Source organism: Parabacteroides sp. Y3-G-102 (assembly GCF_023656845.1).
In the GTDB taxonomy this organism is placed as follows: domain Bacteria; phylum Bacteroidota; class Bacteroidia; order Bacteroidales; family Tannerellaceae; genus Parabacteroides; species Parabacteroides distasonis.
The window spans coordinates 84,872-109,178 of record NZ_JAMOKU010000012.1; the positions used below are offsets into that span (position 1 = coordinate 84,872).

The 24,307-nt window shown below is 44.4% G+C and carries 24 protein-coding genes; 19 read left to right on the forward strand and 5 right to left on the reverse strand.

The genetic code is table 11. The features are described from left to right. Positions 1–552, forward strand: a complete 552-nt coding sequence (locus NBH16_RS07980) for an MshD (protein WP_122370082.1) — start codon at positions 1–3, stop codon at positions 550–552. A gap of 54 nt (positions 553–606) precedes the next feature. Here NBH16_RS07980 and NBH16_RS07985 read toward each other — a convergent pair whose 3' ends face one another. Beyond that, the gene (locus NBH16_RS07985) at positions 607–1,440 is read right to left on the reverse strand and encodes an OmpA family protein (protein ID WP_011965889.1); all 834 of its coding nucleotides are present in this window, start codon (positions 1,438–1,440) and stop codon (positions 607–609) included. Positions 1,441–1,541: 101 nt separating this feature from the next. On the opposite strand from NBH16_RS07985, the gene nrfH reads away from it, so the two are divergent. From nrfH to NBH16_RS08025, 8 genes are all read left to right on the forward strand, one after another. Then, complete coding sequence (nrfH, locus tag NBH16_RS07990; protein ID WP_008781009.1) at positions 1,542–2,132, forward strand: cytochrome c nitrite reductase small subunit; 591 nt, start codon at positions 1,542–1,544, stop codon at positions 2,130–2,132. A gap of 18 nt (positions 2,133–2,150) precedes the next feature. After that, on the forward strand, positions 2,151–3,635 hold the full coding sequence (nrfA, locus tag NBH16_RS07995) for an ammonia-forming cytochrome c nitrite reductase (protein WP_005865667.1): 1,485 nt from the start codon (positions 2,151–2,153) through the stop codon (positions 3,633–3,635). Between the two features lie 2 nt (positions 3,636–3,637). After that, entirely contained in the window at positions 3,638–4,828 is a 1,191-nt protein-coding gene (locus NBH16_RS08000; RefSeq protein WP_122246894.1) for a cytochrome c biogenesis ResB family protein, read from the forward strand. A gap of 1 nt (position 4,829) precedes the next feature. Further along, entirely contained in the window at positions 4,830–5,624 is a 795-nt protein-coding gene (gene ccsA / locus NBH16_RS08005) for a cytochrome c biogenesis protein CcsA (protein WP_211737195.1), read from the forward strand. A 16-nt stretch (positions 5,625–5,640) separates the two neighbouring features. Then, positions 5,641–6,933, forward strand: coding sequence for an alginate export family protein (locus tag NBH16_RS08010; protein WP_211737197.1), 1,293 nt, complete (start codon positions 5,641–5,643; stop codon positions 6,931–6,933). Between the two features lie 59 nt (positions 6,934–6,992). Continuing rightward, entirely contained in the window at positions 6,993–7,658 is a 666-nt protein-coding gene (locus NBH16_RS08015) for a Crp/Fnr family transcriptional regulator (protein WP_005865675.1), read from the forward strand. A 58-nt stretch (positions 7,659–7,716) separates the two neighbouring features. Next, entirely contained in the window at positions 7,717–9,057 is a 1,341-nt protein-coding gene (locus NBH16_RS08020) for a sigma-54-dependent transcriptional regulator (protein ID WP_211737199.1), read from the forward strand. 128 nt (positions 9,058–9,185) lie between these two features. Further along, on the forward strand, positions 9,186–10,901 hold the full coding sequence (locus NBH16_RS08025) for a sensor histidine kinase (RefSeq protein ID WP_122370090.1): 1,716 nt from the start codon (positions 9,186–9,188) through the stop codon (positions 10,899–10,901). A 20-nt stretch (positions 10,902–10,921) separates the two neighbouring features. Here NBH16_RS08025 and NBH16_RS08030 read toward each other — a convergent pair whose 3' ends face one another. The 4 genes from NBH16_RS08030 to NBH16_RS08045 form a co-directional block, all read right to left on the reverse strand. After that, on the reverse strand, positions 10,922–11,758 hold the full coding sequence (locus NBH16_RS08030) for a head GIN domain-containing protein (RefSeq protein WP_009276823.1): 837 nt from the start codon (positions 11,756–11,758) through the stop codon (positions 10,922–10,924). 142 nt (positions 11,759–11,900) lie between these two features. Continuing rightward, on the reverse strand, positions 11,901–12,122 hold the full coding sequence (locus NBH16_RS08035) for a hypothetical protein (protein ID WP_005855327.1): 222 nt from the start codon (positions 12,120–12,122) through the stop codon (positions 11,901–11,903). A 75-nt stretch (positions 12,123–12,197) separates the two neighbouring features. Next, positions 12,198–12,620: a large-conductance mechanosensitive channel protein MscL gene (gene mscL, locus NBH16_RS08040; protein WP_005855329.1), complete on the reverse strand. Its 423-nt coding sequence runs from the start codon at positions 12,618–12,620 to the stop codon at positions 12,198–12,200. An 81-nt stretch (positions 12,621–12,701) separates the two neighbouring features. After that, the gene (locus NBH16_RS08045; protein WP_005855331.1) at positions 12,702–13,244 is read right to left on the reverse strand and encodes a lipocalin family protein; all 543 of its coding nucleotides are present in this window, start codon (positions 13,242–13,244) and stop codon (positions 12,702–12,704) included. A 398-nt stretch (positions 13,245–13,642) separates the two neighbouring features. On the opposite strand from NBH16_RS08045, the gene NBH16_RS08050 reads away from it, so the two are divergent. From NBH16_RS08050 to NBH16_RS08095, 10 genes are all read left to right on the forward strand, one after another. Next, positions 13,643–14,575, forward strand: coding sequence for a tyrosine-type recombinase/integrase (locus NBH16_RS08050; RefSeq protein ID WP_217773415.1), 933 nt, complete (start codon positions 13,643–13,645; stop codon positions 14,573–14,575). Between the two features lie 507 nt (positions 14,576–15,082). Next, positions 15,083–16,201, forward strand: coding sequence for a transcription termination/antitermination protein NusG (gene nusG / locus NBH16_RS08055; protein ID WP_195284181.1), 1,119 nt, complete (start codon positions 15,083–15,085; stop codon positions 16,199–16,201). 65 nt (positions 16,202–16,266) lie between these two features. After that, positions 16,267–16,647: a hypothetical protein gene (locus NBH16_RS08060; RefSeq protein ID WP_158533096.1), complete on the forward strand. Its 381-nt coding sequence runs from the start codon at positions 16,267–16,269 to the stop codon at positions 16,645–16,647. Positions 16,648–17,034: 387 nt separating this feature from the next. Next, positions 17,035–18,852 carry a Coenzyme F420 hydrogenase/dehydrogenase, beta subunit C-terminal domain gene (locus tag NBH16_RS08065; RefSeq protein ID WP_158533095.1) on the forward strand — a complete coding sequence of 606 codons (1,818 nt, stop codon included), beginning with the start codon at positions 17,035–17,037 and terminating at the stop codon, positions 18,850–18,852. 18 nt (positions 18,853–18,870) lie between these two features. Beyond that, positions 18,871–19,104, forward strand: a complete 234-nt coding sequence (locus NBH16_RS08070) for an acyl carrier protein (RefSeq protein ID WP_005859218.1) — start codon at positions 18,871–18,873, stop codon at positions 19,102–19,104. Continuing rightward, positions 19,101–20,078: a 3-oxoacyl-ACP synthase III family protein gene (locus tag NBH16_RS08075; RefSeq protein WP_158533093.1), complete on the forward strand. Its 978-nt coding sequence runs from the start codon at positions 19,101–19,103 to the stop codon at positions 20,076–20,078. The genes NBH16_RS08070 and NBH16_RS08075 overlap by 4 nt, the downstream gene beginning before the upstream one ends. 45 nt (positions 20,079–20,123) lie before the next feature. Next, positions 20,124–21,644, forward strand: a complete 1,521-nt coding sequence (locus NBH16_RS08080; protein ID WP_227154296.1) for an amino acid adenylation domain-containing protein — start codon at positions 20,124–20,126, stop codon at positions 21,642–21,644. Continuing rightward, positions 21,637–22,443, forward strand: a complete 807-nt coding sequence (locus tag NBH16_RS08085) for a GNAT family N-acetyltransferase (RefSeq protein ID WP_158533092.1) — start codon at positions 21,637–21,639, stop codon at positions 22,441–22,443. The genes NBH16_RS08080 and NBH16_RS08085 overlap by 8 nt, the downstream gene beginning before the upstream one ends. Before the next feature lie 37 nt (positions 22,444–22,480). Further along, positions 22,481–22,714 carry a hypothetical protein gene (locus NBH16_RS08090; protein ID WP_008779271.1) on the forward strand — a complete coding sequence of 78 codons (234 nt, stop codon included), beginning with the start codon at positions 22,481–22,483 and terminating at the stop codon, positions 22,712–22,714. A gap of 119 nt (positions 22,715–22,833) precedes the next feature. After that, a complete protein-coding gene (locus NBH16_RS08095) occupies positions 22,834–24,297 on the forward strand; it encodes an MATE family efflux transporter (RefSeq protein WP_227157558.1) in 1,464 nt (487 codons plus the stop codon). The last annotated feature ends 10 nt before the right edge of the window (positions 24,298–24,307 follow it).

Sequence of the window (24,307 nt, forward strand, 5' to 3'; positions counted from 1 at the left end):
ATGAGACATTTAATAGTTGTATGTCTAGCTTTTATGATGGGCCTTAATGTGGCTTGCTCACGGGTGGAAGATCTCGGTAAGGATGATTTGCATTCTGAACCGACAATAGAGATCGTAAGTGGTGATACCTTGGATATTGTAGGGTTCACTCTTGCGCATGAGCTGGCTACTAGTGAAGGGCGTTTGCCTTATAACGTAGGGGATGAGTTTGGTTATACGGGTTCTTACACCTATAAGTCCTATGTGGTAAGGACGGAATATACGTATCAGGATGATGGAAATAGTATTTGGGTTTGGGAGGATACATTGAGTTCAATAATAGGTTTTTATCCTTATCTTAGATCTGAGGTATATGATCTTGCGGATGTTCAGTTCCATATCCGGTCGTGCGCTCAAGGGGGATCGGTCTCTGTCGGGGAAAGGACAGATATGTATGATACGGCTCTCCTCCATATCATTCGTTCCGCGAATGGAGAGGATATGGATGTATGGATTCCTTGTAAACCATCGGAATTGAGGTATCGGTGTGTTGTCTATCATTTGGAAGAGTGAACGTTTTAGCCAAGCTCCGGCAGTAGATAATACCCGGAGCTTGACAATACATTATCACTGCAACATCTGCATCAACTTATCCAACTTAGGAGCCATGATGATCTCCGTACGGCGGTTCTTGCTACGTCCATCGGCGGTCTCGTTATCAGCGACCGGCATAAACTCCCCACGACCACAAGGTTGTATCTGTAGCGGATTCACCCCGTAATCCTTGGTAAGGATACGTACTACGGAGGTCGCACGGATCACGCTTAGATCCCAATTATCCTTGAATTGGGCGGTATTGATCGGCTTGCTGTCCGTATGGCCCTCTATATAAACGTCTATATCGTTTTGCTTATTCAACACCTCGGCCAACTTAGCCAACGCTTCCTTGCCTCGTTTATCGACCTTTGCGCTACCCGATTGGAACAGAAGCTTATCCGACATGGCTACATATACTTTACCATTCTTCTCGGTTACGGTCAGCTCATCACTGTTGAAACCCAGCAAAGCGTCTTTCACGCTACTCAACAAATTCTGTACCTTTGCGTTCTGTGCGTTCATCATATCCTGTAGCTCGTTGATGGTACGCTCACGCTCGTCCAGCTCACTCATCTTTTGCTGTAACAAGGCATTCAGCTTGTCCTGCTCACCCATATTGGTATTCAACATGGTCTGGTAATTACGGATATCACGCCCCATTGTGGTCGTATCCCTTATCAAGGCGGCGATCCGGTTGTTGAGCGCGTCGTTATCGTCCTTGCATTTAATCAATTCCTCCTTCAAGGCGTCGCCACGTCCGATCGCCTCCAACCGGCCGTTCTCGGCAAGGAGGTATTTCTTTTTACTCACGCACGAAGAACATAAAAGGAGTGCGGAGACCGAGATAAATAACAATCTTTTCATTTTACGCATAAAATTTCGTGCAATGTAATATTTATTACAATTTCCTACACGCAAGTTTAGGATATTTGTGTCTCATAAACCAATATTAAAGAATCAGCGGTATGAAAATAAGAGAAATAATACAAACGCTGTTCCCGACAAGAACTTGGAAACTAGCCGCTATCATAGCCGGAGGTGTCCTTTGCGGGCTGGGGTCTTATACCTTATATGCTTCCCGGGCGTGGACTTATTTGTCCGACGACCCGGCTACTTGCGTGAATTGCCACATTATGGGCCCTTATTATGCTACATGGAATCATAGCTCGCACAGCCGTAACGCCACTTGCAACGACTGCCATGTGCCGCACGAGAACGCCGTGAAGAAGTGGTTCTTCAAAGGTATGGACGGAATGCGCCACGCCTCGGTATTCATGATGCGAGGGGAACCGCAAGTGATACAGGCGATCGACGAGAGCGCGGAGGTAATCATGAATAACTGTATCCGTTGCCATACGCAATTGAATACGGAATTCGTGAATACCGGAAGGATCGATCATGAGATGGCAATGGCGGGAGAAGGGAAAGCTTGCTGGGATTGCCATCGCGAGGTGCCGCACGGAGGTACGAACAGCCTGTCTTCTACACCGAATGCGTTGGTGCCTTATCCGAAGTCCGTATCGCCGGACTGGTTAAAAGATATGCTAAGTAAATAATAATAAATCAGTATAGTTATGGAAAAGAAATTAAAATCATGGCAAGGTTGGTTGCTGTTTGGAGGAACCATGGTCGTTGTTTTTGTTTTGGGTATGATCGCTGCTTCCGTGAACGAGAGACATGCGGAGGTCACTAGCGTAATGAATAATAAGAAGACGGAGATCACAGGAATCGAGGCTCGCAATGATAAGTTCGAATCGAATTATCCACGTGAGTACCAGACTTGGGAGGCTACGGCGGATACGAGTTTCAAGAGTTTATACAATGGAAATCAGGCGGTCGATGTTCTGGAGGCTCGTCCGGAAATGGTGATCCTTTGGGCTGGTTACGCTTTCTCTAAGGATTATTCTACCCCGAGAGGGCATATGCATGCGATCGAGGATATGCGTAACACGTTGCGTGTAGGCGCTCCGATGACAGAGAACGAGGGGCCGCAACCGGCTACTTGCTGGACTTGCAAAAGCCCGGATGTTCCCCGTATGATGCAAGCGATGGGCGTGGATAATTTCTATAAGGGCAAATGGGCTTCTCTGGGTAAAGAGATCGTGAATCCGATCGGTTGCGCCGATTGCCATGAGCCGGAGAATATGAACCTGCATATCAGTCGCCCGGCTTTGATCGAGGCTTTCCAGCGTCAAGGCAAGGACATCACGAAAGCGACTCAACAAGAGATGCGTTCCTTGGTTTGCGCGCAATGCCACGTGGAATATTATTTCAAGGGCGATGGTAAATACTTGACTTTCCCTTGGGATAAAGGTTCTACGGTTGAGGATATGGAGGCTTATTACGATGAGGCCGGTTTCGCCGATTATACGCATAAGCTAAGCCGTGCTCCGATTTTAAAGGCACAGCATCCGGATTATGAGATCTCCCAGATGGGTATCCATGCGCAGCGGGGTGTATCTTGCGCCGATTGCCATATGCCGTATAAGAGCGAGGGGGGCGTGAAATATAGTGACCACCATATCCAAAGCCCGTTGGCTATGATCGACCGTACGTGTCAGGTTTGCCACCGTGAGAGCGAGGAGACTTTACGCAATAATGTGTACGAGCGTCAGAATAAGGCGAACGAGATGCGTAACCGTTTGGAGACCGAGTTGGCGAAAGCGCATGTAGAGGCGAAGTTCGCATGGGATAAGGGAGCTACCGAGGATCAGATGAAAGATGTATTGAAATTGATCCGTCAGGCACAATGGCGTTGGGATTTCGGCGTGGCTTCTCATGGTGGTGCGTTCCACGCTCCGCAAGAGATTCAAAGGATATTAGGCAATGGATTGGATAAGGCGATGCAGGCTCGTCTGGCTACCGCGAAAGTGTTAGCGAAATTAGGTTATACGGATGATGTTCCGATGCCGGACTTCTCTACGAAAGAAAAGGCTCAGCAATATATCGGTTTGGATATGGCCGCTGAACGTACCGCCAAGGAAAAATTCCTAAATACAATCGTTCCTCAATGGGTGAAAGAGGCGCAAGAAAATAATCGTTTAGCGAAGAACATTTGATTATGTGGAAACAACCTTGGGGATATGCTGAAGGCTGGGTCATCTGTGCCGGTTTACTGATTACGGGATTTGGCTTGCAACTGATCACCGGCCCGGTTCAGGCAGGGTTGTTCCAATATCCGGTGAATGTGGCCGGAGGATTGATTTTTCTGTTGGTTCTATGTATAGGGTTTGTTGTTGGCCGGAAAATCACGGTTGTCCAGTGGTTTTCCGGGTTAACGGCGAGCATTACCTCTTTATCGGCTCTTTTGTCAGTTGTGTTGGTTATGGGATTTGTGGGTCCGGGTATCGAGCGGATTACGATGTCGTGGCCTTTTATCCTGCTGTTTCTCTATTTCTTGTTTGTCTTGGGCTTTGTCACATTGAAGCGTATCGTATCGTTTCGCTGGAGGGATGTTCCGTTTATGCTGAACCATGTCGGTTTATTTATCACGCTGCTGGCGGCGATCTTGGGAAACGGGGATTTACGCCGTTTACGGATGACGGTTCCGCTGGAGAATCCTGAGTGGAGGGCTTCGGACGAGAAGAACGAGATGATAGAACTACCGCTTGCCATCGAGCTTCGTTCGTTTACGATTGATGAATATCCTCCTAAGTTAATGCTAATCGACAATACGACCGGAAAAGCGCTTCCTGAAAAGCAACCCGAGAACATATTGGTGGAGGAAATTCCCTTAGCCGGAAACCTGCAAGGCTGGAAGGTTGAGGTTACCCGTTCACTACCGATGGCGGCTTGCGTGATGGGGCAGGATACGATAAACTTCGTGGAATTTCACTCCGAGGGGGCGACCACCGCTTTATACGTAAAAGCACGTAACGAACTTACCGGACGGCAGAAGGAAGGCTGGGTGAGTTGTGGCAGCTATATCTTTCCATACATATCGCTCCAACTGGATGATGCGGTCAGTATGGTGATGCCGGAACGGGAACCGAGACGCTTTGCCTCGGACGTAATGGTCTATACGAAAGATAAACAGACCAAGGAGGCGCGTATCGAGGTGAATAAGCCACTCTCTATTGCCGGATGGAAAATCTACCAATTGAGTTACGACGAGACGAAAGGTAAATGGAGTCGGATGAGTGTATTTGAGTTGGTAAGAGATCCATGGTTGCCGATCGTTTATACAGGGATCTTAATGATGATAGCCGGGGCGATCGGATTATTCCTGTCCGCTCCTGTAAAAAAAGAATAGTATGGATTGGAGTTACTTTATTTATTTCGCCGCTCCGGCGTTATTTTGCTGGATAGGTGGGGCATGGTTGGCTTATCGTCCTTCTTTTTCCAAGGGGGCTGTCGCTTGGACCGTGTTTGGCTTGGCTATATTTTCCGCTTTTATCATAGGGATGTGGATCTCGTTGGAGAGGCCGCCCTTGCGCACGATGGGCGAGACTCGTCTATGGTATTCTTTCTTCTTGCCGGTGGCGGGCGTGATCACTTATGTCCGTTGGCGGTATAAATGGATACTTTCCTTTAGTACATTGTTGGCCTTTGTCTTTATCTGTGTCAATCTGTTTAAGCCGGAGATACATAACAAGACCTTGATGCCCGCTTTGCAAAGCCCGTGGTTCGCTCCGCACGTGATAGTCTATATGTTCTCTTACGCCATGCTGGGCGCCGCTGCCCTTATCGCCATTTACCTGCTGATCCGTGCGAGGAAGAAGGGGATTGACGAGGGGATGATGAGTTTATGCGATAACTTGGTATATGTCGGTATGGCCTTTCTCACGATTGGGATGCTGTTCGGCGCTTTATGGGCCAAGGAGGCGTGGGGGCATTATTGGAATTGGGACCCGAAGGAGACATGGGCGGCTGCCACTTGGTTGGGATACTTGATTTATATCCATTATCGCCTTCGCCATCGCTTGGGTTATTCGGCGGCGTTGGGGCTTTTGGTTTTCTCTTTTCTTTTGCTACAGGTGTGTTGGATTGGCGTGAATTATCTACCCTCCGCACGAGGATATAGTGTACATACTTATAATATGGAATAATTAAAATCAGAGGTATATGAAAAAACTAGTTGTTTTAGTAGCGGGCTTGCTTTCCGTGGCCCTTTTCGCGCAAGCGGAAGAAACACAAAATACGAAAGAGAACACGTTCTCGATGAAAGTACAGATACGTCCGAGAGCCGAGTACCGGAACGGGGTCTTATTCCCCCGGCCTAAAGATGCCGAGTCCACCGGGTTTATCAATAACCGTACCCGCCTTTCTTTGGGGTATGAGCGGGATCGTTTGTCTATCGGCTTGTCCGCGCAACATGTTGGAGTATGGGGACAGGATCCTCAGATCGATAAGAATGGCCGTTTTATCTTGAATGAGGCGTGGGCGAAGCTGGATTTCGGATCGGGTTTCTTCGCTAAGTTAGGTCGCCAGTCATTGGTATACGATGACGAGCGTATCATGGGTGCGTTGGATTGGAACGTGGCCGGTCGTTATCATGATGCTTTGAAGCTAGGCTACGAGAACACGAATAACCAACTGCATTTAATTCTCGCATTCAACCAGAATGATGAGAAAACGATCGGAGGAACGTATTACGCTCCGGGTGCGCAACCCTATAAAACGATGCAAACCCTTTGGTATAAGCATCTCTTCGACAAGAGTTTTAACGCATCCTTCTTGTTTATGAACTTAGGGATGGAAGGCGGTGATGCCGAGAAACAAAACTCGGATACAAAATACCTGCAAACCTTAGGAACGAACTTAATCTATACGCCTAGTAACTGGACGATAGGTGGTACTATCTATTATCAATTCGGCAAGACGAAAAGCGGACGGGATGTTTCCGCTTTCTTATGGGCGGTAAACGCCGCTTATCAAATCGATCCGCAATGGAAGATCGGTGTAGGTAGTGATTATCTGAGTGGCTCGGATGGGGCCGACGGGAAATATAAGGCGTTTGATCCTCTGTATGGAACCCATCATAAGTTTTATGGTGCCATGGATTATTTCTACGCCTCCTCTTTTGTCAACGGATTGAATCCGGGTTTATGGGATAATCAGATAAATGTAGCTTATAAACCTTCTTCCAAGGTAAACCTGTCTTTATCCTATCATTATTTCTCCATCACGGGCGACGTATACGAAGGTAATGATAAATTGAGTAAAGGTTTAGGTTCGGAATTGGATTTCCAAGTGGATTGGGTAATCATGAAAGACGTGAAATTATCCGCGGGATATTCTACGATGTTGGGTACGAATACCATGAAGGCCGTGAAGGGTGGAAATCCGTCTCATTGGCAAGATTGGGGTTGGTTATCAATAAATATTAATCCAACTATATTCACGACGAAATGGTAACAGTTCTCAAGGAAAAGGGTATATTTGCAGGAGTAAACCTTTTTTCAAAACAAGATACGATGGATATAACCGATATGTTTAAAATCCCGCTTTTTAAGAATTTTACGCTTAAGATGCGGGAAGAGTTTTTGGATAAACTTGAATATACAGTAGAGGAGCATCCAAAAGGAAAAACCATAATTCATCAAGGGACGACTTGTAACGCCCTTCATGTTTTATTGGAGGGAAAATTGAACGTGGATGTTTTGGACGTATCAGGTAACATCGTGCGCGTGGAGACGATACAGGCTCCACGCACGTTCGCTACGCCTCATATCTTTTCCGAGAAAAACCAATTCCCCGCTACTTTTACCGTCGACGAGGATGTGGTATTGCTTAAGGGTTCCAAGGAGTCTGTATTTACCTTAATGCATTCTATGCCGTTATTCCTGCATAATTTCCTTTGTGTCAGTACAAGCTGTAATAAATGTACGATGACTCGTTTGAAGGTGCTTTCGTTTCGTGGCATCCGGAACCGCTTTATTTATTACTTATTCGAACATCAGCAAAAGGATTCGAATGTCGTGGAACTAGAACATACCCAAGAGCAGTTAGCGGAGTATTTTGGTGTTACCCGCCCGGCTTTATCGAAGGAAATCGGGAGATTGGTGGATGAGGGATTTATCAGCATTACAAGGAGAAAGGTGACGATTTTAAATAAGACGGCGTTAACATGTATGCTTTAATGCTTTTGGGAAAAAGGTAAAAAGCGTACATTTGTGCCCAAATAAATAACTCCGGTGTATGGGCAAAGTTTTAATTATTGACGACGAGAAGCAGATTTTAGGTTTACTTTCACGCATTATCGGTTTGGAGGGATACGAGGTCTTACAGGCTGCTACTTGTAAGGCGGGGCTGAGGCAGATGGAGCAACATTCGCCAGAGGTGGTATTGTGCGATGTGTTCTTGCCGGATGGTAATGGTGTGGATTTGGTGTCGGACTTAAAGAAACTTCGCCCTCTATCCGAGATCATCCTACTTACCGCGCATGGTAATATTCCGGATGGCGTACAGGCAATCAAGAATGGAGCCTTCGATTATATCACGAAAGGGGATGATAATAATAAGATCATTCCTCTGGTAGCCAAAGCGATGGAGAAAGCTTCTGCCGCTTATCAACAGCAAAAGAAGGAGGCTACGTTCGTCGGGAGGCAATATTCGTTTGATACGATTGTCGGTAAATCACCCGCTATCCAAGCGGCGATAGCGTTGGCTCAGAAAGTCTCGGCTACGGAGGTTCCGGTTCTGTTGACTGGTGAGACCGGTACGGGAAAAGAGGTCTTTGCTCAATCCATCCATCAACATAGTTCCCGGAAAGGGAAGTCTTTTGTCGCTATCAATTGTTCCTCTTTTAGTCGGGATTTATTGGAAAGCGAGATGTTCGGTCATAAAGCGGGGGCTTTTACCGGTGCTTTGAAAGAGACAAAAGGCTTGTTTGAGGAAGCTTCCGGAGGTACGATCTTCTTGGATGAGATCGGGGAAATGGCTTTCGACTTGCAAGCGAAATTGCTCCGTATCCTTGAGACCGGGGAGTTTATCAAGATCGGCGATACGAAACCAACGAAAGTGGATGTACGAATTATTGCCGCTACCAACCGTGATTTAGAGAAAGAGATCGAGCAAGGGCATTTCCGGGAAGATCTATTTTATCGGCTTTCCGTTTTCCAGATCCATCTTCCCGCGCTTCGTGAACGGGTCGAGGATATCCCTCTCCATATAAAAGCCTTTGTTTCCGCTTTTTCCTCCAAGATGGGAAAGAATATCCGAACAATTTCGCCCGAATATATAGATGCCCTGAAAAAACGAGCTTGGAAAGGTAACGTACGTGAGTTGCGTAATGCAATTGAGCGTAGTCTGATTATTGCCGATGGAGATACCTTAACCTTGGATGCCCTCCCTTTGAATATGCAAACCTCCTCTGCGGCGAGTACGGAATCTTATAGCGGTTTTGACCTGAGTGGCGTAGAGAAAATGCATATCCAAAAAGTGCTCAAATACACAAAAGGCAATAAAACCGAAACTTCCCGCCTTCTAGGTATAGGCCTCACTACTCTTTATCGGAAGATTGAGGAGTATGGGCTTTAATCTCATATTCTGCATTATTATGTATACCCGAAAGCATCTTGAAGATATGTAAGGAGAAACGGACATTGCTAAATAGTTTATCTTTGCTGAACGTAAACTTAATAATAATCGCTTAAAATACATCACCTATGAGTCTGAAGATTAAAACAAAACTAAGATACGGAATCGGGCTGCTGTTTGCCATGATCGTTTTGCTGGGAGGTCTATCGGTAAAGAACATCTCCGATATGTCTGCCGACACAAGGAACATATTGGCCGATAATTATAATTCTTTACTCTATTCACGCCGGATGCTGGATGCACTGGAACGAATCGATAGCGATCCTTCGGCTCAAGCCGATTTCGAGAAAAACCTAGGGCTACAGAAAAAGAATATCACGGAGGTCGATGAGAACGTGGCCACCTCACATCTAGTCGCTCAATACGAGCAATTGGCGAAAGAGCGTAATGAGGAGAATATCCGTCGTGTACGTCTCGCCTTAAATCAAGTCATGAGTTTGAATATGGCTTCTATCTACAGGAAAAGCCAAGTGGCGGAGTCTACGTCTCAAAAGGCTTTATTTTGGATTTGGGGGATTGGCCTCTCTTGTATGGTGGTCGCTTTCGCTTTTTTAATACGTTTCCCCCGTTCGATAAATACCCCTATCCGTATGTTGATGGACGGTATCATGGAGATCGCTAACCATAATTACGAGAAACGATTGGATCTCGCTAAATATGATGAATTCGAGGGGGTAGCGAAATCCTTTAACCGGATGGCGGAACGGCTTACGGAATACCGGAAAAGTACGTTGGCGGATATTATTCAAGGAAAGAAATATATAGAGGCTATCGTGAATAGTATCACGGAGCCAATCATAGGCTTGGATCGGGATCGTAAGATTCTTTTCGCCAATAACGAGGCTTTGACGATCTTGAATCTCAAGCGGGAAAACGTGATCGGAAAGTCTGCCTCGGAATTATCCTTACGGAACGATTTGCTTCGCAGGTTAGTTCGGGAACTGATCCAGCCGAGCGAGAAGAAAGAGCCGCTTAAAATTTACGCGGATAATAAGGAAAGTTATTTTCAAGTGCAATATATACCGATCCGTGTGTCGGAGAATGGCGAGGCGGAGGAGTATGTGGGCGACGTGATCTTATTGAAGAACATCACGGAGTTTAAGGAGTTGGATTCCGCTAAGACCACTTTTATCTCGACGATCTCCCATGAATTGAAAACTCCGATATCGGCGATCATGATGAGCCTGAAATTGTTGGAGGATGCCCGTGTGGGAGTCATGAACGACGAGCAAAAAGCACTGGCGGAAAGTATCAAGGAAAGTAGTAATCGATTACTGGAAATTACCAGTGAGCTATTGAAAATGACGCAGGTGGAGACCGGCAAGCTACAATTGAATCCGAAAATCACCAAACCGATCGAATTGATCGAGTATGCGATAAAGGCGAACCAAGTGCAAGCTGATCGCTTCAATTGCCATATAGAGGTGGAATACCCGGAGAAGATTTCCAAGCTTTTCGTGGATAGCGAGAAAATCGCATGGGTCTTGACGAATCTATTATCGAACGCAATTCATTATACCCCGGAGAATGGCCGTATCATAATCGGTGCCCGCCAGCAAGATCATAGCGTGGAGATCTATGTGCAAGATTTCGGTAAGGGCATTGATCCCCGATATCATCAAAGTATATTCGATCGCTATTTCCGTGTGCCGGGAACGAAGGTACAAGGAAGTGGTCTAGGGCTGGCTATCAGTAAAGACTTCGTGGAAGCTCATGGAGGAACACTTTCTGTTGATAGCGCGGTTGGAAAAGGAAGTACTTTTGTTATAAAATTCAACGTATAAGAGGGTAAAAAAAGAGGGTGTTAATTACCCTCTTTTATAATATCGCTTCCTCCGGAAGTGGATGTATCCGATCTTGCCGAACCTTTGTAATGTACATCACTACCTCCGCTTGCCGAAGCCTTGATATAATCGGTTACGTGCGTATAAATATCGGAGCCACCACTGGCGGAACATTCCAACTGGTTTAAGATAAGATCATAAGCCTTGATATCCGAGCCACCTGAGGCGGAATATTCGCCGTTCTCCGCTTTTCCCGTAAGCTTGAGATCGCTACCTCCGCTGGCACGGCCTCGTATTATTCGGGTAGTAAGATCGTTGATGATAATATCGCTACCGCTGGTCGCTTCAATTATGCAATTAGATACGTTGACCGGTTTCTCCATTTTCACGTCGCTACCCCTTGTCGCTATAATTTCCAGATCATCTCCGGATAAAGCGCTTCTCAGGACAAAATCCATACAACCGGACATCTGGATTTTTTCCAGCTTCTTGGAAGTGCCCTCTATTTTAAATCGGGTAGGGCTTAATTGTGTACCATTCTCTGTGGAGATTGAAAGTTCTTCATTTTTTACTTGAACGTTTATATAAGGATATAAATTCTCGTCGATCGTGATTCGTAAGGACGCTGATTCTCCTTGCGTATACCCGAAAACGTACGACGGATTTCCTCCACGACTGAATAGGCTGAACCAACTGTCGCTATACCCCATGGCGGTTGAGCCGACTTTTATCGCTGAATAGTCTCTGACGGAGATTTCTTTCGTGATAATATCCCCATTCCCTTTTACTTTCTTCGCCTCGATAGGCATCACGCAAAAAGCGATCAACGCAAATAAGGCCATCATTCTTGTTCTCATATGAAGTGTAATTAATTTATACTCTTTTCTTATAAGACGAATGGATTTGAAAAAACGTTACATCTAAAATGAAAAAAAAAGAAGCTATCATTGACTTTTTTTGTGATAGCTTCTTTTTCTTACCCTAATACAGGGAGGTCGATTAATTACTTTTAGGTTTTTCAACCATATGTTCTACTCTGTCTTTGACGTATTCGACTTGATTTTTACCCGTGTCTACCACGTCCTTTACTTTTTTCTTCGCCTTATCTGTAAGACCGTGGAGTTCGTTCTCCAGACATTCGAACTGTCCTTGATCTTCCATCCTGCGAAGTACGTAACCAACAACTACACCTACGGCTAAACCGAATAATACATTTTTCATAACTACTACTTTTTATGAGTTAAAACATTATTTTTTGTAATTATGAAACAGCAAGTCAACCGATAAGGTTGGTGTTTATTTGTTATTTTTCAGTAAATCCCTAATCTCGGTAAGTAATTGGATATCCGCAGGGGGAGCGACCGGAGCTTTCGGGGCTTCTTCCTTCTTCTTGCTTAAAGCATTAACGCCTTTGACAAGTAAAAAGACGGCGAAAGCAATGATTATAAAATCCAGTGTCACTTGTATGAAATTTCCGTAGTTAATGGAGACCGCCGGAGAGATCACCTTGTCTCCCTCCATTACAGCGTGCTTCAAGGTGATTTTTAAATCCGTGAAATTGACGCCACCTACAAGTAAACCTACCGCCGGCATGATCAGATCCGCTACGATAGAAGATACGATCTTTCCAAAGGCACCACCGATAATGATACCTACCGCCATGTCCACTACGTTACCTCGCATGGCGAACTGCTTAAACTCTTGTAATATTTTTTTCATAAAACAACGCTTTTTATATTATAACAACAAAATTAGCCATAAGTTGAATATTTTCAATGCTTATAGCGAAATTTGAAGAAATTATTTTTGATTTTCATGTTTTTGTTTGACCCATTTGAGCATTGATGTGTTATATCCTCTTTCTTTGGCCTTAGTCAATAAAAAGAGAATAGCCTCTTCTGGGAGTGTAGGCGTACGACTAAGTAGCCATAAATAGTCTGAGGTATTACTGCCTACGAGAGCGTATGAGTAATTATCCTCGTCAATTTCCATAATGTTGTACTCGGCGTAGAACCGCATAAAGAAACACACTTTTAATTTACTAGGACACGTAGGATCTGTTATTTTGGCTATACCTTTCGCTCGTTTGAAGGAACCGGAAAAATTACCCCAATATCCGCTGTTAACAACTTCTATATCTCCATTCGGGAGAAATGAGTATTCCACGGTAGCCCCTACGAGATTATGCTCAAAGCGATGATCAAAGCGTGCTATTTCAAACCATTTCCCCATATAGCGGTGTAAATCCAAAGTCTGGACGGTTTCTTTGTTTATAATGTGTTGAGTGCAAGATAAATTACACTGCATTATAAGACAGATGAGGCCTATTAGTTTAAATCGCATAGGTTTTTATTTTTATCTCATAATAAACATAGAGAGCCTCTAAAAAGTTTGAAAACGTTCATATTTTAGGGTTTTTATTTTTTCGACAACCTGTGCTTTAACTTTTAATTTGAAATTTCTATCCTGTCTGAACTGAGAAATTCGTAGTTGTGGCATTTCCGGACGATAGATTTAGATCCACGTTTTTATATGTTTTTTTGTATTGAAAATTTCATAGTTATGATTTGGAAAAATCATAACTATGAAATAAAAAGTCATAACTATGAAATAAATGACTCTTTACTGTGAAAAGAATATATGAAGATGTTTTAATTGTAAATGCTTGTTTGTGAATTAGTAATCGTCAAGATGTCTAACTTTGCGTGTTTGTTTTCAGTTGGAATTTAAAATAGAGAGATATGGATGAGAAAGATTTGGTGGAAGGGATGCGAGAGTATATAAGTCTGTTACAAAAGGAAGGACGGTATTCCTCGGCGAAAAGTTATCAGGATGCGATGAACTCTTTTATACGGTATAGCGGGACGGATCGTATCCCATATACATATATAAATAAGGATACTCTTCGCCGGTACGAGGCTTATTTGTTGGAGAAAGGCTGCATGCGTAATACGGTCTCCACGTATATCCGCCGTTTGCGTTGTATCTATAACAAGGCGGTGGAGAATGGCGAGGCGGCGTTTATCCCTTCTTTATTCAAGGGGGTTTTTACGGGTGTGGAAAGCCAACGTAAGAAATCCTTGCCTCTGGGGGATTTGAATCGTCTGATGACTGTTCCGGTAAAAGGAGAGACGTTGAGGAAGACACAGCTGGCGCTTTGCTTGATGTTTCAATACGGGGGAATGTCGTTCGTTGATTTCGCTCATTTGAATAGAGATAATATCAAGAACGGCATATTGGATTACAATCGCCAGAAGACCGGGACTTCGATGCGGCTGGAGGTTTTGGATACAGCGGAGGCTATGTATAAGGAACTGGTAGGTGAGAGGGCAGGAAACTCGGGGTACTTATTTCCCTTTTTAAGTGGGACGAAGAACGGCCATGAGGAATATCTCGAATACAATGCGGCCTTGTCCCGGTTCAACCGGAATTTGAAGACGTTGAAGGAGGTTGCCGGAATAGCCCCGGATGTGACTTCTTACACGATCCGTCATTCTTTTGCCATGGCATTGAAGGAACAAAATGTCCCCATTGAGATGATCAGCGAGTTATTAGGCCATAAATCCATCAAGACAACCCAGATTTATTTAAGAAGTTTCTCCTTGGAGAAAATGGCGGTGGTAAATAAGTCTTGCTTTGAGAATGTATATAATTATATACCAGAGGTGGGATGAGGCTACTTGGGAAGTAGCTGTATTCTTTCATGGCGCAAAAGTAATAAAAAATAACAAATAACAAACAATCATTAGGTTAAGTTTGTGCTTTGATTTTGATTCTCCTTAAATCTTCGTTCTTATTCCTAGTGTATAGACATGGCAATAGAGACGAAATGATCTCGTATTTCCTACATCATCACGTCCCTTCTAAAAATCGAACCTACATTCTTGTAGAGACAGGGCGTGCCCCGTCTCATCCCCTCAAAATGGTATTCAAAATTACTGTCAGACGGTGGGAGACGGGGCACGCCCCGTCTCTACAACTGGGTGATAACCATTTTCCAACCTTTTACGCTACTTCCCAAGTAGCCTAATATTTCAACCGATGGTGATTTTCAGAAAAGCCATTTTTAAAAATATAAAGTATTGTTTATCAGGAGTAAATAGGGCGCTCTTGGTAAGGCTTTGAATTGTCGTGAGGCTTGAGTGGAGATCCTGATATAATCTTAGGAAAAGATAATCATAATGATGAATGTTTTGAGAGACGGTTGCTCGGAGAGGGGTACGGCGCAGGTTGGCAAGCGTCATGACCTGAAGACTGTACGCTGGTACGTGCTCACGCTTCCTACTACGGGTGTGGCACGACGTGACAAGATCAGCCCTGCGAAAAGCTTGGATGCCGAGCTTTCCCGGCGCAAGCGTCGTGGGGAGACGTTGTTCGAGTATTTCGCCCCCTCGTATGTGGAGGTAAGGAAGGTGGATGGCAAGATGGTCAACACGAAGCGGCCCTTGCTGTTCAACTACGTGTTTATTCGCTCCTCGGTAGAGGAAATCTTCCGCATGAAGCGTACGCTCCCCCTGTACAATTTTCTTCCCCGGGTTTCTTCTGGGGGTATGACCCATTTCCCTTACCTCTCGGATGACGAGATGGGAAATTTACGTTGGGTGGCGGAATCTTATTCCAACGAGCTTCCGGTGTACGTTCCGGACAGCGGCCGCTTGCTGAAGGGTGACCGTGTGCGTATCACGTCCGGCTATTTCGCCGGAATGGAGGCGGAGGTGGTGATCCAGCCGGGTGGCGGGCATAAAGATGTGATGGCCCGTATCCTCGATTGCATGTGGGTCCCCTTGTTGGAGGTGAAGCCGGGCGAGTATGAGCTGATCGAGCTGAACACCAAGGGCAAGCACGTCTATACTCATCTGGACAACGACCGCCTGCGGGAGGGCTTGCACGATGCCTTGGGTCGTTACCACACCTCCGGCAGTGTATCTGAGGATGATACTCGTTTTGCCCGTGAGGTGTTGAGATCCTACGGTTCCCTTTGTGCGGAGACGGACGTGATGCGTTGCAAGATTTACTCGTCGCTCCTTCCTGCCTACAAGCTGTTGGGCGAGGAAGATGAGTTCGTGCGCTTGCTTGCCACGATGCGAAGTATGCTCCCGGTGGTAAAGGCGGCGCAATCCCGTGCCTTGTTGCTGGTGACACTCTACGGTTGCACGGACAGCAGTCTCTACCGGCAGATGGCGCATGAGGTGGTGGATCCGTGGCGGGGTGAGTCCTCGCCCAAGAAAAGCAAGGCGGTGTTGATCCGCCGGCTGGACGATTACGATCGCTGGCTGAAACACGAACGAGTTGACAGTTGACAAGTGACAGTTGACAAGTGACAGTTGACAGTTTAAATCATAATTCAAAATTCATAATTCAAACCATGTCTTCCCTTCCTTCCGGCGTTCGTTTGGTGAGGTTGCTGAACGAGCATTTGAATGATATCATGAGTTGCGAGCGTACGAATACCGCCTCTATCCACTTGTATTGCACAGGTCCTTACTGGGTGGCATTTGAGTACTCGGCCTATCAGTTGCGCCGTGCGTTCCCGGACAGCGAGGTTACGCCGATGCGCTTGTTCGGCTACCCGTTTCCAGTGGTGATGGTCTCCGTGACGGATCGTTCGCTCCGCTCGTATGCCCGCAAGCACATCTTGCGAAGAGATGACAAGGATTACAAGCAATTGACTGTACCCAGACTCTCCCTCATGGACTACCAAGAGTGGCACGCCGGCGAGGTGGAGGGGTTACCTTTATTGAGTTAGAAAGTATGAGTGGAAAGGTCGCCCAAACATCCTATTACAGATACTTTTGAGAGTCAACTATATCTACAAAAAGACAGTAGTAGGCCTACCGTATTCGATATGCAGCTATTGATACAAATCACTGTGTGCTGTTTAGAGGTAAACTGATAGGTAGTGAGCGACAAATGAAAGCCTTCTGCAAAGTTGGCAAGGTAAGTGACAAGGAGATAAACTGAACATGTGAATATAGGCTCTACATGAAGAATGTCAATTGAATTATAAACAAATAACAAATGAGTTAAGCACGAAGAGCCGTGTGATGGAAGCCTGTTAAGACGGTTCCGTGAGAAGGAAGGGTGAAAGTCCCTCTCCTTACTCGACCTTTAATATTTAATGTTTATATTATAAATGATTCAAATTACAGATAAAAGTAAATGCTGTGGCTGCAATGCTTGTGGTGATGTATGTACCCATAAGGCTATTACTTTCAAGACCGATATAGAGGGATTTTGGTACCCGGAAGTTGATAAAAATAAATGTACAGATTGTGGTCTTTGTGAAAAGGTCTGCCCCAATCTGCACTCTGAAGAGCTAAAGAAAAATGATTTTGAGATTCCTGTTTGCTATGCCGCCATACATAAGAATATCGAGGTACGTTTCGACAGCACTTCTGGTGGAGCGTTCACAGCCCTTGCCGAATACGTTTACAAGCAAGGCGGCTACGTGGGTGGTGCGGTCTATAATGAAGACTGGTCTGTGTCTCAGTTCCTTTCAGCAGATAAGACCGACTTGCCTCGTTTGCGCTCTAGCAAATACCTTCAGAGCCGTTTCGATGGATTTTATATCGCTGTTCGTGAAGCCTTGAAGACTGGCAAGCCCGTGCTTGTTTGTGGAGGTCCATGTCAGATGGCAGCCCTGCGCGGCTTCCTGCACAAAACTTATGACAACTTGATTTTGGTGGATTATATCTGTAGGGGTATAGCCTCGCCATTGCTTTTCCGGAAGTACATAGAATATCTGGAAAACAAGCATCATTCAAAGGTTGTCTATTTTAAAGCTAAAAACAAGGAGTTGGGATGGCGTAAGCATACTTTTAAAATTCTCTTTGAAAATAGAGATGTCGAATATCAAACGTTGGAGAACAATCCGTGGCGTATTCTGAATTATGTCGTTCCTGAGGTATGTCGGCCGAGTTGTTTTGAATGCCCCTTCAAGGGTTTCCCTAGAGCTACAGACATTACCATTGGTGATTTATGGGCTGATAAAAAGTATATACCTAAAGAGCTTGACAATGATTTGGGAACGTCCGTAGTCTTTGTACATAGCAAAAAAGGCGCTGACTTGATACAGAATATAAAAATGCTGAAAAAGCAGGACTTCCCTCTAGACAAGGCCATAGCAGGAAATTACCATTTAATGAAGCCTTTGTGCCATTCTAGTCATGACAGGGATGCGTTCTATGCTATCCTCAATGAATCACTGGATGCCTGTATCAAGAAGTACTTGCCCCATTTTGGGAAGAAGGGGGTTAGCGTCAAGGAAAAGCTCAAGAACGTAGCCCGTTTCTTATTTAGCGTAAAAAAAGCCTCTGGATGGAGTCTTGGCACATGGGAAAAAAACTTTCGATATAACTTCTTTTGCGGCCAAGTAAAAGGAAATGTTTTGGAAGGAAAATTCTTCATCATAAATAAGTATTGCACTATAGTTCTAGAGTCTAAAGCACAACTGATATTGAATGCGCCCTTCTATTTCGGAAGTAAGCGTGTCAAAGGATCTCGCCTGGACAGCAGGCTCTTGATTGAGAACGGAGGGAGGATGGAGATTAAATATGAACCTTATAGTGTTGCGTATGGTGCCGACATTGAGGTGTTCAGGAACGCTACTTTGGAAATAGGAGGTGGTTTAGGTGCGAATATTGGCTTGACGATCATATGCGCTGACAATATTTCTATCGGACGGCATACCGGATGTGGACGTAATGTCACTATCCGCGATAACAACGGGGAACACTTTATATCTATTCGCGGCTATAAAATTTCCTCTCCCGTCACCATCAAAGAGCATGTATGGTTAACAGAAAGCTGTACGGTGATGCCTGGGGCGGTAATCGAACCAGGTGCCATAATCTCTGCTCGTTCGGTGGTTTCCGGTCACATACCTGCTTTCAGTATAGTGAAAGGCGATCCCGCCGTGGTGGTGGAGAAAAATATTCTTTGGAAGGCTTAGATAAAAAATACTTGATATATGGAATTAAAAGATTTTATTGGCAAATTTGTTTCCCAATTCGAAGAGGAAGATCCTGCTATTTTTGAAGCTGATTTGGATTTTCATGAACTGGATAGTTGGTCATCGCTGACAAGTCTTAGTGTCGTGGCGATGGTATATCAGGAATATGGGGTGGAATTAGATACTCAAGACGTGCGTAATGCCGATACAATAGAAGATCTTTTCAATATCGTAAAAGAAAGAAAGGCATGAAAACAATCATACCTGATGTCTCTATCCGCAGTATTGCAAGCTGGTTACCGAGTAATAAGATTCCCTTGTCTTCTTTCGCCGAGCAATATGGTGAAAAAGAGACAAGAGATGTTATCCGTACAACAGGAGTTGAATGGGTTTACAGAACCGATGCGAATCAGAAATCATCCGATTTGTGCTTCAACGCTGCCGAATATCTAATCAGTAAGGATAACATCGACAGAGAGAGCATAGACGGCTTGGTTGTATTGACTGTGACTCGTGATTGGGCGCTCCCTGATACTTCTGTCTATCTCCAGCATAAATTAGGATTGAAGAATGAGACCGTTTGCTTGGATATTAATTATGGTTGTACCGGTTATATCTATGGTTTGATGCAAGCAGCCATGTGGATACATAGTGGATTGTGTCAGAACGTTTTAGTTCTTGGAGGTGATATGCTGAAGAATTGTCTTGACCCTAAAGCTGTTGGTAGTATTGATGCGAGCGATATAGGTACTGCTTCACTGATTTCAAAAGGAACAACTGGCATGGCCTTCCATCTCTGTTCAGATGGTGCGAGATACGATCGGATCATGATGCCCCATGGTGGATATATATGCCAAGATGGAATGGGGGTTTTCTCATTTAGTATAGTGAACGGTCCTAAAAGCATTCGCGCTGTGATGGATTTGATGAAATGGGAGGATTCTGATGTGGATATATATGCGTTGCATCAATCCAGTCAGTTGATTATTAAGAATGTTAGAATGGCATTGAAGTCAAGTCAAGAGAAATTTCCAGTGAACATGAAGGACTTTGGTAACTCAAGTAGCTCCACTATCCCCAATTTGTTATGTGATCTTTATGGATTGAACAAGGCAAACCGTCCGAGGCATGCCGTTTTTTGTTCCTATGGCGCTGGCCTTACGTGTGGAAGTGTTGCTCTAGATCTTTCCAAAACTCATTTCTATGAACCGCTGAATAAACAGTGACCGATCCATTACTCGTAAGAATCGAAAAATATTTATTAGATAGTTATGATGAAGATTAATCTCATTGAGTACTTTGAGGAGAGCGTACAGCGATGTCCTCAAAAGACTGCGGTGATAGACCGTGACCGTACCATAACCTTTTCCGAACTTCGTGGAAAGGCTTTGGTGCTTGCCTCTGCCATCGGATGTATCAAGCGCCCTGCGGCTGTGTTCTTGAACAAGAGTATCGAGAGTGTGTATGCGGATTTGGCGATTATTTATTCTGGTAATTTTTATATGAATTTGGATGTGAGGTACCCTGCGGAACGTCTCAAGAACATCTTGGATTTGGTTTGCCCCGGTGTCATCATCACCAATAACCAATACATGAAAAGTATCGTCAGTGTCATTCCGTCCGATGTTCAAGTGATTAATTTAGACGGGATGGACTTTACACAACAGGTGGACGAATCCGCTATTTTCACCAATCTTGGGAAGTTGATTGACACCGACCCGTTGTGTATCATCAACACTTCCGGCTCTACGGGAACACCCAAGGGAGTGGTACTTAACCATAAGAGTTTCTTTGATTTTACCGAATGGGCGTTGGATACGTTCAAATTTGACGATAACGAACTGATGGGCTCCTTGTCACCATTGGTGTTTGATATCTACAGCTTCGAGTTGTGCATGCTGATGGCCAAGTCAAGTACCCTTGTTGTCATTCCCGAACACTTGTCGGCCTTCCCTGCTTCTATTCTGAAAATATTAGAGGAACACAAGGTTACTTTCTTGTTCTGGGTACCCACCATTATGGTGAACATAGCCAATATGGACTTACTTTCCTCCATTCAGTTGCCCGCATTAAAGACTGTATGGTTTGCAGGCGAGGTATTTCCTACCAAGCAGTTCAACTACTGGCGCAAGATGTTGCCTCAGACGACGTTTGCCAATCTGTATGGTCCTATCGAGATTACGCTTGATTGTACCTGTTTCATCGTCAACCGGGAAATTAAGGACGAGGAGTCTATTCCCATCGGATTCCCTTGCCGCAACACGGATATCCTTATTCTGGATGCGGACAACAAGCTGGTGACAGAAGCCGGCAAAGAAGGTGAACTCTGTGTACGTGGCACTTCGTTGGCTATGGGCTATTACAACAATCCCGAAAAGACTGCGTCTGCCTTTGTGCAGAATCCTCTGAACCATGCTTATCCTGAAACAATCTATCGCACGGGCGATGTTGTGGTTATCAACGAGCGTGGTGAGATCGTTTTCAAAGGCAGAAAGGATACGCTGATTAAGCATATGGGCTATCGTACCGAGTTGGGCGAGATAGAGCACATCATCATCAACAAGCTCAAGCTGGTGAAGAACGGATGTGTGGTTTATAACTTCTCCAAGAAAGAGATCACCCTGTTCTATGAATCGCCAGAGGAGATCACTCCGGCAGAGTTTCGTAAACGTATAGGACAGGAGTTACCGAAATATATGCTGCCCACTGTGTATCATCATCTCGATGAGTTGCGACGTAATACGAACGGTAAGATTGACCGCCTGTTCTATAACAACCAAGTCAATGGATAAGATAGATTCACTTGATAAGATTAATGCCTTTGTGAGCGATATTCGTTCTTTGCGTAAGGGCTATCTGACCAATTTCTTCTTGGATAGGAAGAAGCACTCTCTATGGATAGAGAAAGGGGAACTCTTTTACGTATCCTTCCCTGACTGCTATTTTTTGCTCCATCTGACTAACTCGGTCAACAATCTGTTCTTCATTACCACAACCTCACAACAGTTGGCAGAAAACTTGAAAGCCTTTCTGCCAATATTTGCCGAGCAAATGGTCGTGGACATTGTAGGTGATGCAAAGATCGTGGATTTGAAAGATGTGTTTGTAGAGCAAGGCTTCAGCGTGTATGAGCAGCTCTACCGTATGAATCGTATCGGAACTCTGGAATTTAAAGAGATCGATACCCCCAATGTTTGCTTTGCGGAAGATGTCGATGCTCAAGTGGTGTTAGATATGCTTCACTCTTACTTTGATCCTTTGTCCGAACAGTTGCCCAGTTATGAGGAAATACTGTATTTTATATCGCAGAAGAGCGTTCTTGTATATAAGGAAGCAGGTAAGGTGTATGGATTCGTTATCTTTGAATTGAACGGGCAGACCTTATATCTGCGTTATTGGTTTGTCTTGCCCGAATACCGGGATTTAAAGATTGGTTCCCGATTGTTCAATGAATTTATGCGAGCTGGTCACGCCACCAAGCGTCAACTCTTTTGGGTGATAGCTAGTAATGAAAATGCCATTAAACGTTACCGTCATTACGGCTTTGAAGTAGAGAGACTTTATGATTATGTATTAATTAGAAATAAATAAGGGTATATAATTGCCAAGATTAAAGGAGAAAAAGATTATGAGAGAGAAAATTATTTCGATTTTGAGTGAGTTACGTCCCGAATTCGATTTCAGCGAGCCTGTAAACTTTATAGAGGAAGGTATGCTCGATTCCTTCGATATAGTGACGCTGGTCGATACTCTCGACACCGAATATGATATCGTCATTGATGGTATTGACATCATTCCCGAAAATTTTGACAGCCTGGATAGTATTGTGAGGCTGCTGCAGAAGAACGGGGTGAACGAATGATAATCGTGTGAATGCTATTTAAATAAAAGGGGCAGTCTGAAATGAGTCAGGAAGTATCTTCAACAAATAAGCGTATAGCAAAAAATACACTTTTTCTATATGTGCGTATGTTACTTGTCATGGGGGTAAGCATATTTACTTCCCGTGTGATACTTCAAACGCTTGGTGTAGAGGATTACGGTATTTATAATGCGGTAGGTGGAATTGTGGCCGTAATAGGAGTGCTTAACGGTGCCCTGTCTTCATCAACCAGTCGTTTTCTGGCTTACGAATTGGGAATGAAGAACGCAGAGATGCTGAAGAGAACTTTCTCGGTTTCATTGAATTTGCATATGGCTGTGGCTTTTATTGTCTTGCTGTTGGCTGAGACTATAGGCCTCTGGTTCTTTTACGAGAAAATGGTTATACCGGTGGAACGACTATCGGCTGCGTGGTGGGTCTATCAGTTTTCTATTGTTACGGTGATGGTTAACTTCACCCAAGTACCTTACAATGCTTCACTGATAGCCCATGAAAATATGTCTATTTATGCCTATGTAGGCTTATATGATGCGTTTTCGCGATTAGCTATCGCTTACCTCCTTTCCTTATCTCCCATGGATGACTTGGTGTTTTATGCTTTGTTGTTAATGCTGAATACTTTTTTGATTCAGTTTTTTTATAGGTTTTATACGTATCGGCGTTATCAGGAGTGCCGTTTCAGATGGATTACGGATAAGACTTTATATAAAAGGCAGCTGGCTTATTCAGGGTGGGAGATGTTTGGCGGATTGGCATCAATAAGCCAAGGGCAAGGTATTAATATCCTTCTCAACTTATTTTTCGGTCCCATGGTCAACGCGGCACGTGCGGTGGCTTATCAAATCCAAACGGCTGTCAACCATTTTGTGATTAATTTTCTTATGGCCACGAGGCCGCAGGTAATTAAAAGTTTTGCCGAACACAATTATGAGAGGATGTACTCACTTACGTTTAAGTCCGCACGTTATTCGTTCTTCTTGATGTTGGCATTAATCTTGCCCATCTGTTTTGAGTTGAGGTTCATATTAAACTTATGGCTGGGCAAAGCCACTCCTCCTGATACGTATGTATTCACTTTGATCATACTTTTACTCAGTCTTGCCGAGGTTTTCCGTGCGTCCATGATTATGGCCTTTCACGCTATCGGCAAGATGAAGCTGGGGAATTCGCTCAATGGAACCATAATGATATTGTCCTTGCCTATTAGTTATGCCATATTGAAAATGGGTGCTCCTGCCTATGCGGTGTTCATAGTTCTCGTCATCATTAATATAACTGTTATGATTGATGCTTATTTCATTGTCTATTCTTATGTACATTTCAACATACGTGAACTTTTAGTTGGCGCTGTTCTCCCATGTGTCTTAGTTGGTGCCTGTTCTGTAATTGTGCCTACGGCCATCGTATATTTGATGGAGGATGGATGGCAGAGGTTCATTATTCTATCCTTGCTTACAGAGGTCGTATTGATGATTCTTATCTTATACGTAGGAATAACACGTGCCGAAAGAAAAAAAATAGTCAGTTGGATTCAGACTAAGATGAGCAAGACTAAACAATGATCAGAGAATT

What these genes read in the sequence shown, in the direction of transcription:
- nrfA (WP_005865667.1), top strand. Translation starts at nt 2,151, where the DNA reads ATGGAAAAGAAATTAAAATCATGGCAAGGTTGGTTGCTGTTTGGAGGA.
- NBH16_RS08080 (WP_227154296.1), top strand. Translation starts at nt 20,124, where the DNA reads ATGATGAAGATTAATCTCATTGAGTACTTTGAGGAGAGCGTACAGCGA.
- NBH16_RS08065 (WP_158533095.1), top strand. Translation starts at nt 17,035, where the DNA reads ATGATTCAAATTACAGATAAAAGTAAATGCTGTGGCTGCAATGCTTGT.
- NBH16_RS08075 (WP_158533093.1), top strand. Translation starts at nt 19,101, where the DNA reads ATGAAAACAATCATACCTGATGTCTCTATCCGCAGTATTGCAAGCTGG.
- NBH16_RS08020 (WP_211737199.1), top strand. Translation starts at nt 7,717, where the DNA reads ATGGGCAAAGTTTTAATTATTGACGACGAGAAGCAGATTTTAGGTTTA.
- NBH16_RS08000 (WP_122246894.1), top strand. Translation starts at nt 3,638, where the DNA reads ATGTGGAAACAACCTTGGGGATATGCTGAAGGCTGGGTCATCTGTGCC.
- nusG (WP_195284181.1), top strand. Translation starts at nt 15,083, where the DNA reads ATGATGAATGTTTTGAGAGACGGTTGCTCGGAGAGGGGTACGGCGCAG.
- NBH16_RS08025 (WP_122370090.1), top strand. Translation starts at nt 9,186, where the DNA reads ATGAGTCTGAAGATTAAAACAAAACTAAGATACGGAATCGGGCTGCTG.
- NBH16_RS08010 (WP_211737197.1), top strand. Translation starts at nt 5,641, where the DNA reads ATGAAAAAACTAGTTGTTTTAGTAGCGGGCTTGCTTTCCGTGGCCCTT.
- NBH16_RS08045 (WP_005855331.1), bottom strand. Translation starts at nt 13,244, where the DNA reads ATGCGATTTAAACTAATAGGCCTCATCTGTCTTATAATGCAGTGTAAT.
- NBH16_RS08050 (WP_217773415.1), top strand. Translation starts at nt 13,643, where the DNA reads ATGGATGAGAAAGATTTGGTGGAAGGGATGCGAGAGTATATAAGTCTG.
- nrfH (WP_008781009.1), top strand. Translation starts at nt 1,542, where the DNA reads ATGAAAATAAGAGAAATAATACAAACGCTGTTCCCGACAAGAACTTGG.
- NBH16_RS07985 (WP_011965889.1), bottom strand. Translation starts at nt 1,440, where the DNA reads ATGAAAAGATTGTTATTTATCTCGGTCTCCGCACTCCTTTTATGTTCT.
- NBH16_RS08070 (WP_005859218.1), top strand. Translation starts at nt 18,871, where the DNA reads ATGGAATTAAAAGATTTTATTGGCAAATTTGTTTCCCAATTCGAAGAG.
- NBH16_RS08015 (WP_005865675.1), top strand. Translation starts at nt 6,993, where the DNA reads ATGGATATAACCGATATGTTTAAAATCCCGCTTTTTAAGAATTTTACG.
- mscL (WP_005855329.1), bottom strand. Translation starts at nt 12,620, where the DNA reads ATGAAAAAAATATTACAAGAGTTTAAGCAGTTCGCCATGCGAGGTAAC.
- NBH16_RS08035 (WP_005855327.1), bottom strand. Translation starts at nt 12,122, where the DNA reads ATGAAAAATGTATTATTCGGTTTAGCCGTAGGTGTAGTTGTTGGTTAC.
- NBH16_RS08090 (WP_008779271.1), top strand. Translation starts at nt 22,481, where the DNA reads ATGAGAGAGAAAATTATTTCGATTTTGAGTGAGTTACGTCCCGAATTC.
- NBH16_RS07980 (WP_122370082.1), top strand. Translation starts at nt 1, where the DNA reads ATGAGACATTTAATAGTTGTATGTCTAGCTTTTATGATGGGCCTTAAT.
- NBH16_RS08060 (WP_158533096.1), top strand. Translation starts at nt 16,267, where the DNA reads ATGTCTTCCCTTCCTTCCGGCGTTCGTTTGGTGAGGTTGCTGAACGAG.
- ccsA (WP_211737195.1), top strand. Translation starts at nt 4,830, where the DNA reads ATGGATTGGAGTTACTTTATTTATTTCGCCGCTCCGGCGTTATTTTGC.
- NBH16_RS08030 (WP_009276823.1), bottom strand. Translation starts at nt 11,758, where the DNA reads ATGAGAACAAGAATGATGGCCTTATTTGCGTTGATCGCTTTTTGCGTG.
- NBH16_RS08095 (WP_227157558.1), top strand. Translation starts at nt 22,834, where the DNA reads ATGGGGGTAAGCATATTTACTTCCCGTGTGATACTTCAAACGCTTGGT.
- NBH16_RS08085 (WP_158533092.1), top strand. Translation starts at nt 21,637, where the DNA reads ATGGATAAGATAGATTCACTTGATAAGATTAATGCCTTTGTGAGCGAT.